We start from the raw sequence: 12,709 nt of genomic DNA, 5'->3' as shown, positions 1-12,709 counted from the left end.
TTGGTCGCGGCCCTGGTTACCTGCGGTAGTGGAAGGTAGCTTCCGCATCGAGCATCAAGAGCCGTACGTGCCAGGAGGAGAGCCGCGATGCCCGAGCCGACGCCCGTGCCCACCGACCAGCTGCACTTCGCGATGCCGCCGACGCATCAGACCGTCGAGGGCGAACGGCGCCACCGCAAGGAACGCCTGGTCGCGGCGCTGCGTCTCTTCGGGCGCCATGGCTTCGAGGAGGGCGTCGCGGGCCATATCACCGTGCGCGACCCGGAATTCCCCCACTGCTTCTGGGTCAACCCCTTCGGGATGTCGTTCCGGCACCTCACGGTCAGCGATCTGATCCTGGTGAACGCGGAGGGGAAGGTCGTCGAGGGCCGCTACCACGTCAACCAGGCGGCGTTCGCCATCCATTCCCAGGTCCACCGGGCCCGCCCCGACGTCATCGCGGCGGCACACAGCCACTCCACCTACGGCCGGGCGCTGTCCTCACTGGGCGAGCTGCTGGAGCCGATCACCCAGGACGTCTGCGCGTTCTACGAGGACCATGCCCTCTTCGACGACTACACGGGCGTGGTGGTGGACGAGGAGGAAGGGCGGCGGATCGCGGCCGCCCTCGGGCCCCACAAAGCGGTGATCCTGCGCAACCACGGGCTGCTGACGGTCGGCGACTCGGTGGACGCGGCGGCGTGGTGGTTCCTCACGATGGAGCGCTCCTGCCAGGTCCAGCTGACCGCCAAGGCCGCCGGCAAGCCGGTGCTGATCGACCACCACAACGCCGTCCACACCCGCGAACAGCTGGGCAACGACCTGGTCGCCTGGATCAACTACCAGCCGCTGTACCAGCAGATCGTGCGCAGCGAGCCGGATCTCTTCGACTAGGGAGCCCTTCCCGGCGGCCGGCGGTCGGCGGGCGTGCGAAGTGCCAGGGCGGGTGCCCTGCGGGGGGACGTACCGAGGTCCCGCAGGGCACCGCGCCTCACGGATGCGGGAACAGATCGAGGAACGGCGCGGCCGTTGCCGAGATGCCGCGGCTGAACGGTGCGTCGAAGTCCCACACGAGGAACAGCAGGAAGGCGATCAGCGCGCTGAAGAGCCCGGCCATCAGCAACTCCCGCCCCGAGCGCCGGATCTGCAGGGTGAACATGACACCGATCGAGATGGCGCCACCGATGATCAGCCCGAACCACACCACCCCCGGCAGCGTCGATTCGGCCGCGTCCGCACGGGCGGCGCGGGCCCCGTCGGCCACCGCGACCTGGTCGACGAGGGGCTGGTACGACTGCCCCTCGAAGTCGTTGCGCGGACGGTAGTCGGTGACATCCGCCCGGACCTTCGTCAGCAGCTCGGTGCCGCGCGGGGTCAGCTCCCCCCGCTCGGCCATCACCGGCCACTCCTTGTGCACCACATGGCTCGCGTACGCGTTGACGTCCGCGCGGATACGGTCCCGCACCGGCGCGGGGTAGGCCCGGGCCCGCGCGCTGACCTCGTGCAGGGCCTGCGCCTCGGTCCGTACGGTGTCCTCGGCCGCGCTTCTGGCCTCCCAGACACCGGCGATGGCCAGACCCAGCACGATCGCGTACACCACCCCCACCATCATCGTCAGATACTCGATCACATCGGGTGTTTCGGACGGGTCGTCGTCCTCGGTGACCCGGCGCTCCTTGAGCACGGTGATGGTCAGGACGACGCCGCAGGCAGCGGCCATGGCGATGGTCAGCACCAGCCATTGCGACATGGGGACCTCCTACGAGGAACGGCGCCCGGCGGAACCGGACGAGGAGCTCGAACGGGGACGGAGGGCGGCGCCGGCCAGCACGGCCGGGGCGGTGATCAGCAAGGTCGTTGTCACCATGGAGCGCCCGTTGTGCGGCCGGTGGTACGGCCGCGCATAGCTGCGGGGCAGGGCGGGCGGTGGTGACGCCGGACGGCGGAGGACGGGCGTGGGCTTCGGTTTCGGCTTCGACTTCGGCGCGGGCGGTGGTGCCGCCGGGCGGGCGCGCGGAGTGGGGGGTGGGGGCGGTGGCGGCGGGGGCGGTGTCGGCCGGGGTGCGGGGGCGGGCGGCGGTGGTGGTGCGGGCTTGGGGACGTGGGGGCGGGGTGCCGGCGCGTGGGAGGGCGTCGGCGGGGGCTTGGTCGCGGTGCAGGGGAAGTGCCAGTCGTGGGGCATGGGGAAGCCGGTCGGTACGTCCACCGGCGGCGCCGTTCCGGCGTAGGCGCAGTTGTCGCCGGTGACCGGGCGGTTGGGCCGGCCATGAGCGGTGGCCGCCGGCGCGACGACGAGCAGCGCGGCGATCCCGGCCAGCAGGAGGAACGCGGCGACGGACGCCGGCCCGCAACCGAGGCGCGGCCCTGCCGGTCTCCGCGGTCCCTCCCGTTTACCCGGTCCTTGTGGTCTGCGTGGAGCTTGCGGGCTTCGCTGAGATTGCGGTCTCTGCGGAGTTTGCGGGCTCCGCTGAGAATGTGGTCTCCGCTGAGCTTGCGCTCCGTCCAGGTCATCGCGGCTGTGTGATCCGTGGAATCCGTAGTGGAATCCGTATATGTAACGCACGGCGGAAGCTTGCGCAGTGCGCCGACCGCTCAGCCTTCGCCGTGGCCCGGTTCGCCCGAATAGGGGAAGCGCCGGGGTTCCGTGATCGGTGCGCCGGTCAGGTGTGCAGGCGGGGGAGGGGCGCGGTGTCGGGCGCTGCTGTTGGGGTCTGTGGGGCGGGAGGGGCTCGTTTGTTGTCATACGTCAACGCGCCGATGCGCCCGCCACCCGCCACCAACTGGACGTTTGATGTCCGCCCTGCCGGGGTGGGGCACAATTCCCCTGCGTATAGGTCAAGTTGATGATCAGTGGTGGCGGGCGGTAGCGGACGTGTCGGTGGAAGCGGCGGGCAGGATGGCCGGAACGGGCGAGCCGGGGGACGGTGCGGAGCGCGCCGCCGGCGGCGAGTGCCGATGCGGACGGTGCCCGCACGGGGCCCGTGCCGGGCATCAGCAGGCGGTTGCCGAGTTTGTCGCGCTCCGCGAGGACTTCGCCGCCGGGCGCGGGGTGCCGGCCGGACTCGCACGTTCCGCGGGTGCGGCCCGGCAGTGGGTCTCCGACGAACTGACGCTGTCCGCACGGGAGGTAGCCCAGCGGCGGGCCGCCGGAAAGGCGGCCTGGCTGGCGGCCGTACGGTGGCGCACTCTGCTCGTCGTCTGGGGCGCGGTGGTGGCCCTGCTGCTCGGGCAGGCGCTGACCGCCCTCGGCACCGGCTGGACGGTGGCCCGTACGGCGGGGCTGCTCGCGGCCGTCGTACTGGCGCTGGGGCTGACGGCGGCGGCCTGGCGGCACCGGGCGCACGGCGGGGCGCTGGCACCGCTGATCGGCGAGGACGGACGGCTGTCCACCTCGCGGACGGTGGCGGCGGGCTGGGCGGCCGCGGTGCTGTACGCCGTCCTGACGGTGGCCGTACAGCAGGCGGCCGCGGCCCCGGGTGAGCGGCGCGGGCTCCTCCAGGGGCTGGCGCTCGAACGGTCCGGGGCCCTGTTGTTGGCGCTCACCGTCGGGTGCGGGGTGGCCGTGCTGGCGCACGGGCTGGTGGCCTCGCGGGTGCGGTCGGGGCGGCTGCAGAAGGTTCCCGCGGAGCGGCCGCGGGCCGCCGATCTGCTGGCGGACGACGCGGGGCGGGGCAGTCTCCTGGACGTGCAGTACGTCCTGGTGCATGCGGTCGTGCTGGGGTGCGCGCTGGTCCGGCTGGCCGGGCGGCCGGAGCAATTGCCGCAGCTGCCCTGGGGGTTGGTGGTTCTGCTGGTGCTCTCCGGGGCGATGTATCTGGCGGGGAAGGCGATGACGGGCGGCCGTCCGGTGATCCTCTCGGTCGTCCGCTCCCGTGAGCTGGGGGATCTCGCCGCGCCGGTCCGCACCGGCGATGACATCGAGATCCGTGGCGCCGGCTTCGTGCCGCCGGGCGCCGGGACTCCCGACCGACTCGCCCGGACCGTCGTACGGATCGGTGACGTGCATGTCCCCGTCCCGCTGGTCCCGGTGGCCGGCGGCTTCGCCAATCCGACGGACGGCGTGCTGACGGTCCCGGTGCCGGTCGATGTCGAACCCGGCCGGGTGGAGGTCCGGGTGGTCACGGCGGCGGGAGTGGAGACGGACGGCTACCCGATCGACGTCCTGGACTGAGCGCCGGTCGTCGGGGGAGGGCTGGTCGTCGGGGGAGGGCTGGTCGTCGGGCGGCGGCCGGTGCGGGCGGTGAAGGCAGTGCCGCTGGTGCGGCCGGTGCGGGCAATGCGGGCGGTGCGGGCAGTGTGGCCGGTGCGGGCGGGGTGGCCGGTACGACCGGTACGGGTGGTGCCGCTGTTGCGTGACGATTCTGTGTGCCGCAGTTGCCTGAAGTGCATCGGTCCGTTGAACCTCTTGCGCACGTGCGTACGTATCTCCCCAGGAGGCGCGGGCGCGGGCACAATCGTCTGCGCCCGGTGGCAACGGAGAGGCGGACGTCATGGTGCACGCGAATCGTACGATCGGTGCCGATCTGGGAGGGGCGGGCGTCGAAAGTGCCGGCGCCGGGTTGCGGGGGCAGCTGGCGCGCCATGCGCTGCTCCCCCTGCGGCTCTTCCTGGGGGCCACCTTCCTCTATGCGGGCATCGACAAGCTGACGGATCCGGCGTTCCTGTCGGCCAGTGGCGCGGGTTCGCTCGGCGAGATGCTGCGTCAGGTCCATGACGCGGCGGCGCTGCCGCAGCTCGTGGAGATCGCGCAGAAGAGTCCGGTGGGCTTCGGCTATGCCATCGCGGCCGGTGAACTGGCGGTGGGCCTCGGGATCCTGGTGGGTCTGCTGGGAAGGCTGGCGGCGTTCGGCGGTGCGCTGATCTCGCTGATGCTGTGGCTCACCGTGAGCTGGGCGACCACGCCCTATTACTACGGCAATGACCTCGCCTACCTGATGGCCTGGGTCCCGCTCCTGCTGGCCGGTACGCCGAGGTTCTCCCTGGACGCCGCCCTGGCCAACCGCCGCAAGCGGCACGGGGCGCAGCTGTTCGGCTAGGGGAGACACCTCCTGGTGCCTGTCCGGTGGATCGGGTGGATCGGGTGGATCGGGTGGATCGGGGGGGGCGGAGAGGCCCTAGGTGTGTTGTCCCGGCACGTTGGTGACGGGCGACATGCCTAGGGGAGGGCGTGGTCGTGACGGGCGGGATGGCGAGGCCGTTCGCGCCGTCGCGGGGTCGTTCGTGCCGTGGCGGGACCGTTCGCGCCGTCACGGGGCCGTTCGTGCCGTGGCGAGGTCGTTCGCGCCGTGGCGGGACCGTTCGCGCCGTCGCGGAGTCGTTCGCGCCGTGGCGGGGCAACGGGGCTCCCGGTCGGTGTGTGTCATGAGTCCGTCGGGGGTGGTGGGTCCGTGTGCCGCCGGCGGGTCGAGGGCCAGACGGCGGCGGTGATGCCGGAAAGGAGCAGGCCCGCGGGGAGGGTGAGGAAGAGCCAGGGGCCGGGGGCGTGCCAGTGGCCGAGGGCGTCGAGGCCGTAGGCCGTGCCGAGGGTGAGGGCGGTGAGGCCCGAGATCAGGCGGGCCGGTGCGAAGGGATGGCGCTTCACCGGTGGGCTCCCTGGGTGGTCGGGGCGGCCGGCGCGGCGGGGGCCGGTGCGGCGCGTTCGACGGCGACCTGGCCGGCGCCGAGTTCGAGGTTCAGCTCCACCGAGCCGCGCGGCTTCTCGCCCTTCTTGAGGCCGTCGGCGGGGAGGGTGACCGTCCGCTGCCCGCCCGCCGTGAGGTCCACGTCGTGGGGCGATTCGCCGGGCAGCTGGACATCGCCGAGGCCGAGCGAGATATGGAGACGGGCGGTGACACCGTGCGGCAGCGTCACTTGAAGGCGGCCGGCGCCCACTTCCGCGCCCGTGTGGACCGTACTGCCCGGCTTGAGGGGGAGGGCGGTGAGGTCCAGCTCCCCCTCTCCCGAACCGAGTTCATACTGCGGCTGGACGGCGCTGAGGGTGGTGGGGGACCAGGTGCGCTTCTGCCATTGGGCGGTGAGGTTGTCGGGCAGCGTCGTCGCGCCCGCCAGCAGCAGGGCCGTCAGCACCACCATGAAGACCGTGCCGCCGCCCGTGCGCCCGAACCAGGCGCTGAGCACCAGCCCGAGACCGAAGACGACCAGCGCGCACGCCAGGCCCGCCTGGAGGGCCGGCACCGGGCCGTCGTGGCGGGAGACGGCGAGCGCGGTGCCGCAGCCGGCGAGCAGTGCGAGCAGGAACGCCCAGCCTCCGATCGGGCGTCCGCTGCGGCGGCCCCGGCGCGGGTCGCGGGCCGGCGGCGCACCGCCCGGCGGCACGGGTGCCCCGGGCGGACGGCCCGCGTCGGACCGGCCGTCGTGCCCGTACGGGGCCGTGGCCACGCCGTGCTCGGCACGGTAAGTGATGTCGAGGGGGAGCGGGGTGGTGTCGGGCCCCCACAGATAGCCCGGACCGGCCGCCTCCCCGCGCTGGGCCCGCCACCAGGAGGGGCCGGCGGGCACCGGGGGCGCCTTGGTCTCGGGCGGGGCGTCGGCGACGGCCTGGGCCGTGGCGGTGTCCCTCGCCTGCGGGCCCTCGGCCTCCACTTGCCGGCGTCGGCGCGACCAATGGGCGGAACCGGCCGCCGCCAGCGTCAGCATGATGGCGAACGACATCATGCTGCCCTTGGCGAGGGTCGTCAGGAACAGTCCGCAGCCGATCAGCGCCAGGAGCAGGGCCGTCAGCGCGGGTCCCTCGACACGGCCGGAGAGCAGCCTGCGGCCCTCGTTCTCGTCCTCGCCGTCGAGGGGGATGAGCAGCCAGGCGAAGCCGTAGGCGATCAGCCCGAGGCCGCCGACGGACAGCACGGCGAGCACCACCCGGAAGATCACCGGATCGAGATCCCACTGCCGGCCCAGCCCGCCGCAGACCCCGCCGATCACCTTGTGCCGCCGGCTGCGGCGCAGCGGCGGATGCGACGGGGCGGAGCCGGCGGGGTCGGAGGGCGCCGACTCCTCGACGTGGGCTGCATCGTTCATGGGCTCATGGTGACAAGGGCAACGCACTCCCGGCATCAGTGGAAACCCTGGCAGATCCCTGAGATCCCCTGATGCCGGCCCCGAGATGCCCCTGGGGGGTCCCGAAACCCCTCGTGCATTCGCATATGCCCCCGGCCCTGTGGGTCCGGCCGGAACACGGGTGCGGACGGACGGTGGCCGGAGGGCTTTCCACCGGCGCGGGCGACTATCGTTGCGCCCTGGATACGTACGGGTTTCCGGAGGGGCGTGCGGTGACGGAGGCGGCGTCGGTGGACGAGGGGCGACTGGTCGCCGGGCGATATCGCCTGGTTGAGCGGATAGGCCAGGGCGGTATGGGAACCGTCTGGCGGGCCCGGGACGAGGTCCTTGGCCGTCAGGTCGCGGTCAAGCGTCTGCATGTGGCGCCGTATCTCGATGCGGACGAACTGGCGAGGCGCTATGAGCGCACCACCCGTGAGGCGCAGGCCGCGGCGCGCATCAACCACCCCAATGTGGTGGGGGTGCACGACGTCGTGGACGACGCCGGGATGCCGTGCATCGTCATGGAGTACGTCCCCTCGACGACACTCGGCGATCTCATCAAGGAAGCCGCGCTGCAGGACAGTTCGGTCACGCCGCGCGAGGCCGCCCGTATCGGACGCGGCATGGTGGCGGCGCTGCGTGCCGCGCACTCCGCCGGTGTGCTGCACCGTGACGTCAAGCCGGGCAATGTGCTGCTCGGTGAGGAAGGCCGGGTCGTGCTCACCGACTTCGGCATCGCGGTCGCCAGCGGTACCTCCACGCTCACCAAAACGGGTGAGCTGGTGGGCTCCATCGACTACTTGGCGCCCGAGCGGGTCAGGAGCGGCAGCCCCGGGCCCGCATCCGACCTGTGGGCGCTGGGAGCGACGCTCTATCAAGCGGTCGAGGGACGGCCCCCGTTCCGCAAGGACACCGCGGTCGAGACGGCGTACGCGATCGCCATGGACCCGCTCGAGGCGCCGCGCAATGCCGGGGTGCTGACCCCGCTGATCGAGGCGCTGCTCGCCAAGGAGCCGGCCGACCGCCCGACGGCCGAGGTCGTCGAACAGGCGCTGCGGGCCGCCGAGGCCGATGCGGACACGGCGCTGTACGGCAGGCCGACGCTGGCACTGGGCACGGTCGGACGCGGTACGCCGGAAACGGCTACGCAGGGCGAGCAGACGGAGGCTCCGACCCGTCCGGTGCCGCACACGGGCGCGGCGGGCGCCACGTCGGACCGCACCGGAACCGGCACCGGGACCGGGACCCGTGCGGGCACGACCACGGGCGCGCGCTCGGACACGGGCTCGGATACGGACGTCGGCGGCAGCGCCGTGACCGGCCCCATGGCTCTCCCGGACGGGGCGGTCGGCAGGCGGGCCAACGGGGACCGTACGGAGGCGCTGTCCGGCGGCAAGACACCTCGTAGGCGGCGTGTCGCCCGGGTCGTGGTCTGGAGCGTCGTCGGGCTGCTGTTCGCCGGGGGCGGTGCGGGCACGGCCTGGTACCTGATGCGCCCCGATGAGGCCGGCGCGTCCAACGCGGCGGCGGACAAGGGCACCCCGAAGCCCTCCGGCGTCCCGGACAACAGCATCGGACCGCCGCCGCCCCTTCCCGACGGCTACCGCAAGGCCACGGAGTCCGCCGTCGGCGTCACCCTCCCGGTGCCCAAGGGGTGGCAGCGGAAGGTCGACGACAGCGGCCGGCAGATCGTCTATTACTCGGAGTCGGACAATGCCAGGCTGACACTCAGCGTCCTGGACTTCTCCTCCGGGGACCACGTGCAGCACTTCAAGGACGTGGAGGCCGCGTTCAAGGCGAATACCCCCGTCTACTCGCTGCTGCGTATGCAGAAGACGGTGTACCAGGGTGAGCCCGCCGCGGTCTGGGAGTACACCTTCGGGGGCCGGGCCCGTACGTTCCGGACGTACGACCTCGGGTTCGGCCGTGAGGGCGGCAAGGAGTACGCGATCGCCGTGACCGCGCCGGAGGCCAACTGGACGAAGTTCGGGAGCCCCTTCTTCTCGGTGGTGAGGGACGGCTTCCGCAGGACCGACCCGAAGAGCTGAGGCACCGAAAGACTGAGGCACCGGAGCGCGGTGGGCCGGGGCGGGCGCTGCAGGCCCGTCGGGCCGTCGCCGGCGCCCGGCCCCTGACCACACCCCGGAAACGTCAGGGACAGGTTCAGGGACGACCCTGATGCCCTGGGCCCCGGCGCCGTGTGACGATCGAGCACATGACCACCGCACCGCCCCGCGCCGAGACGAGCTACGCCCCGGCGCCGGACCCCGACGACCCGCCTGTGCGCAAGCTCTACCGCAGCGCTGACGGGCGGCTGCTCGGTGGCGTCGCGCGGGGGCTCGCGGGCCATCTCGGACTGCCGGTCTCCTGGGTGCGGATCGTGTTCGTGGCCCTGTTCATGGCCGACGGGATGGGCGCCCTGCTGTATGCCGCGTTCTGGTTCTTCGTCCCGCTGGGCGTCGGCGGCGTGGACCACCGGCAGCCCGCCCCGGCGGACGGCAGGCGCCTCCGGCTGCGGCACCGCCCCGACAAGGGCCAGGTCTTCGCGCTGATCGCGCTGCTCATCGGCGCCTCGATCGTCGCCTCCCGCTTCCAGCTGGGCCAGGCCGACGGCTATCTCTGGCCGGTGCTGCTGATCGGCGCCGGTGTCGCCCTGGTGTGGCGGCAGGCGGACAACTCCCGCCGTGCGCAGTGGCTGGAGCTCGGCCGCCGCAACGGCCTGCTGACGATGCTGCGCGGCGCGGCCGGTGTCCTGCTGGTCGGCGTCGGGGTGACCGGCATCGTCGTGCTGCAGGGGTCGGTGCGTCATCTCGGCTCGGTGCTGCAGGCCGCGCTCGCCGTCGTCGTCGGCATCGCGCTGCTGGCGGGCCCCTACCTGGTGCGGATGGCCCAGGATCTCTCCGAGGAGCGGCTGATGCGCATCCGTGCCCAGGAGCGCGCCGAAGTGGCCGCCCATGTGCATGACTCGGTCCTGCACACCCTCACCCTGATCCAGCGCAGCGCCGACGACCCCCGGGAGGTGGCGCGGCTGGCCCGCGCCCAGGAGCGTGAGCTGCGTGCCTGGCTCTACAAGCCCGAGGGCCGCGGCAAGGAGGAGGACGAGGAGCCGGCCACCCTGGCGGAGGCGGTCCGCAAGTCCGCCGCCGAGGTGGAGGACGACCACGGTGTCCCCATCGAGGTCGTGGTCGTCGGCGACTGCCCGCTGGACGAGCCGCTGGGCGCCCAGATGCAGGCCGCACGCGAGGCGATGGTCAATGCCGCGAAATACGGCGGAGAGGGCGGCGCGGTGCAGGTGTTCGCCGAGGTGGAGGGCCGCTCGGTTTTTGTCTCGGTGCGTGACCGCGGCCCCGGATTCGACCTGGACGCGGTCCCCGCGGACCGGATGGGCGTACGGGAGTCCATCATCGGCCGTATGGAGCGCCACGGCGGCACCGCCCGGCTGCGCTCTGCCCCCGAGGGCGGCACGGTCGTCGAGCTGGAGATGGAGCGCGCGGCGACGGAGCACGGGATATGACCGGGCCGGGCGAGGGGCGGCCGGAGGCGACAGCGCGCGGCGGTGCACGGGATGATGGCGGGGCAGACACCGAGGGACGGGCGGAAGAGATGAGCAGCGACGGCGCACAGCAGGACGGGACCGGCGGCGGGACGGCCGAGGGCCGGACCGTACGGGTCGTGCTGGTCGACGATCACCGGATGTTCCGTACGGGCGTCCAGGCCGAGATCGGCGAGACCGGGCGCACCGGCGTCGAGGTGGTCGGCGAGGCCGCCGACGTCGACCAGGCGCTCACGGTCATCACGGCCACCCGGCCCGAGGTCGTCCTGCTGGACGTCCACCTCCCCGGGGGCGGCGGTGTCGAGGTGCTGCGCCGCAGCGCCGCGATGATGACCGACACCGAGCGCCCGGTCCGCTTCCTGGCGCTCTCCGTCTCCGACGCGGCCGAGGACGTCATCGGCGTCATCCGGGGCGGCGCCCGCGGCTATGTCACCAAGACGATCACGGGCACGGACCTGGTCAACGCGGTCTTCCGGGTCGCCGACGGCGATGCGGTCTTCTCCCCGCGGCTGGCGGGCTTCGTTCTGGACGCCTTCGCCTCGACGGACGCCCCGCCGATCGACGAGGACCTCGACCGCCTCACCCAGCGCGAGCGCGAGGTCCTCCGGCTGATCGCCCGCGGCTATGCCTACAAGGAGATCGCCAAGCAGCTGTTCATCTCCGTGAAGACCGTCGAGTCCCATGTCTCCGCGGTGCTGCGCAAGCTCCAGCTCTCCAACCGCCATGAGCTGACCCGGTGGGCAGCGGCCCGGCGGCTGGTCTGACCTGCGGAACCGGCACGGAGGCGGGCTCACACACCGCTTCATGACGAGGGAGTAACAAAGCACCTAAGAAGGGCAACCAGGACCCTGCGGTCACCATCTAAGGGCGCGGAGAGGCTCACTGCCGAAGGCGGGGCCGGAACCACCCCACGTCCTTCGCGTAGTTTGTCCTGGAAGCGAGAACCCGATGAGCCTGACGGGCACGCCCTTCTTCCTCACCTCGCTCACGCTGCTGATCGTCGCCGTCGTGCTGCCCTTCGCCCTCTGGGGCCGAATAGCCGGGCCGCCCCTGGTGCGCGGCCTCGGCCGGCTGCTGATGCTGCTGTTCGCCCAGGTCACGGCCATCACCGTGGTCTTCGTCCTGGTCAACAACGCCAACAGCCTCTACGACACCTGGGACGATCTGCTCGGCACCGGCAGCCATGTCGAGGCGGCCCGGGACCTCGGCCCCGACGGCATGGGCGGCCGGCAGATCAAGCACGAGCCCAAGCAGCTGCAGCAGTTCCGCCCGGCCGACGACCCCAAGGTGGGCGCCGGCGTTCAGATGACCGATCTCCAGGGCCGGATCTCGGGGGTGCGGGGCGAGGTCTACGTATGGCTGCCGCCCCAGTACAACGACCCGGCCTACCGGGACAAGAAGTTCCCGGTGGTCGAGCTGCTGCCCGGCTATCCGGGTTCGGCGAAGTCCTGGATGGGCTCGCTGCGCGCGGCCGAGCAGCTCATGCCGCTGATGCAGAACGGCACGGTCAAGCCGGCCATCCTGGTGGCGCCCCGGACCAATCTCCTCCCCGGCGCGGACACCGGGTGCGTCAACATCCCCGGGAAGGTCAACGCCGACAGCTGGCTGACCGTCGACGTCCGCAAGATGATCATTGACAACTTCCGGGCCGGCGACAAGCCGGACTCCTGGGCCCTGGCCGGCTACTCGGCCGGTGCGCACTGCGCCGCCAAGCTGGCACTGGCCCACCCCGACCGCTACCGTGCCGCGGTCGCCATGTCCGGCTACAACGACCCGGCACTAGAGCGTGACTCGCTGGCCGGCAAGGACCCCAAGCTGCGTATCGAGTCCAACCCGCTGCACATCCTGAAGTCGGCCAACGCGGCCGGGAAGCCGCCGCGTACCGCGCTGTATGTGTCGGGCGCGGAGCGCGACGGCTTCCAGGCCGGGCTCGGCCTCCGCCAGTTCGCGCAGAATCCGACCACGGTGACGTTGCGGCAGATCCCGCCGGGCGCGGGCCACACCACGGTGGTCTGGAAGCAGCAGGTGCCGGAGATCTTCCGCTGGCTGGGGACGCAGCTCAGGGCGTGAGGGCACGGGAGCGGGCACCGCGGAGCTTGGGACACTTCCCCCTACGGGCGGCGGTACCGGAGCCCGCGGCCG

Annotated in this window: 10 protein-coding genes and 1 pseudogene; 8 read left to right on the top strand and 3 right to left on the bottom strand. The window is 72.4% G+C overall.

Going from position 1 to position 12,709, the window contains the following annotated elements:
• Positions 1-51: 51 nt before the first annotated feature.
• A pseudogene (locus STRNI_RS17275) lies at positions 52-873 on the top strand (class II aldolase/adducin family protein); the annotation flags it as partial.
• 97 nt (positions 874-970) lie between these two features.
• Here STRNI_RS17275 and STRNI_RS17270 read toward each other — a convergent pair.
• The gene (locus STRNI_RS17270) at positions 971-1,729 is read right to left on the bottom strand and encodes a bestrophin-like domain (protein ID WP_018089599.1); all 759 of its coding nucleotides are present in this window, start codon (positions 1,727-1,729) and stop codon (positions 971-973) included.
• Between STRNI_RS17270 and STRNI_RS17265 the strand changes: the two genes are divergently transcribed.
• The 3 genes from STRNI_RS17265 to STRNI_RS17255 all read left to right on the top strand — a co-directional run bounded on the left by STRNI_RS17265 (position 1,728) and on the right by STRNI_RS17255 (position 5,015).
• Positions 1,728-1,886 (top strand): hypothetical protein, encoded by a 159-nt coding sequence (locus tag STRNI_RS17265; protein ID WP_018089598.1) that lies wholly within the window; start codon positions 1,728-1,730, stop codon positions 1,884-1,886. The two genes, STRNI_RS17270 and STRNI_RS17265, sit on opposite strands and share 2 nt — an antisense overlap.
• A 989-nt stretch (positions 1,887-2,875) precedes the next feature.
• The gene (locus STRNI_RS17260) at positions 2,876-4,150 is read left to right on the top strand and encodes a hypothetical protein (protein WP_277413265.1); all 1,275 of its coding nucleotides are present in this window, start codon (positions 2,876-2,878) and stop codon (positions 4,148-4,150) included.
• A gap of 319 nt (positions 4,151-4,469) precedes the next feature.
• Entirely contained in the window at positions 4,470-5,015 is a 546-nt protein-coding gene (locus STRNI_RS17255) for a TQO small subunit DoxD (RefSeq protein WP_018089596.1), read from the top strand.
• A 323-nt stretch (positions 5,016-5,338) separates the two neighbouring features.
• Here the strand turns inward: STRNI_RS17255 and STRNI_RS17250 are convergent, their stop codons facing one another.
• A complete protein-coding gene (locus tag STRNI_RS17250; protein WP_159486663.1) occupies positions 5,339-5,560 on the bottom strand; it encodes a hypothetical protein in 222 nt (73 codons plus the stop codon).
• A complete protein-coding gene (locus STRNI_RS17245) occupies positions 5,557-6,993 on the bottom strand; it encodes a PspC domain-containing protein (RefSeq protein WP_277411548.1) in 1,437 nt (478 codons plus the stop codon). The genes STRNI_RS17250 and STRNI_RS17245 overlap by 4 nt, the downstream gene beginning before the upstream one ends.
• A gap of 332 nt (positions 6,994-7,325) precedes the next feature.
• On the opposite strand from STRNI_RS17245, the gene STRNI_RS17240 reads away from it, so the two are divergent.
• From STRNI_RS17240 to STRNI_RS17225, 4 genes are all read left to right on the top strand, one after another.
• Complete coding sequence (locus STRNI_RS17240) at positions 7,326-9,062, top strand: serine/threonine-protein kinase (RefSeq protein WP_277413264.1); 1,737 nt, start codon at positions 7,326-7,328, stop codon at positions 9,060-9,062.
• A gap of 167 nt (positions 9,063-9,229) precedes the next feature.
• Complete coding sequence (locus STRNI_RS17235) at positions 9,230-10,528, top strand: ATP-binding protein (protein ID WP_093637750.1); 1,299 nt, start codon at positions 9,230-9,232, stop codon at positions 10,526-10,528.
• An 89-nt stretch (positions 10,529-10,617) separates the two neighbouring features.
• Positions 10,618-11,331 carry a LuxR C-terminal-related transcriptional regulator gene (locus STRNI_RS17230; RefSeq protein ID WP_109896413.1) on the top strand — a complete coding sequence of 238 codons (714 nt, stop codon included), beginning with the start codon at positions 10,618-10,620 and terminating at the stop codon, positions 11,329-11,331.
• A gap of 184 nt (positions 11,332-11,515) precedes the next feature.
• On the top strand, positions 11,516-12,637 hold the full coding sequence (locus STRNI_RS17225) for an alpha/beta hydrolase (protein WP_159486653.1): 1,122 nt from the start codon (positions 11,516-11,518) through the stop codon (positions 12,635-12,637).
• Positions 12,638-12,709: the final 72 nt, after the last annotated feature.

It is taken from the genome of Streptomyces nigrescens (assembly GCF_027626975.1).
GTDB lineage: Bacteria > Actinomycetota > Actinomycetes > Streptomycetales > Streptomycetaceae > Streptomyces > Streptomyces nigrescens.
The sequence above is the reverse complement of the archived record's forward strand: the minus strand, read 5'-3'. Positions and strand labels throughout refer to the sequence as shown.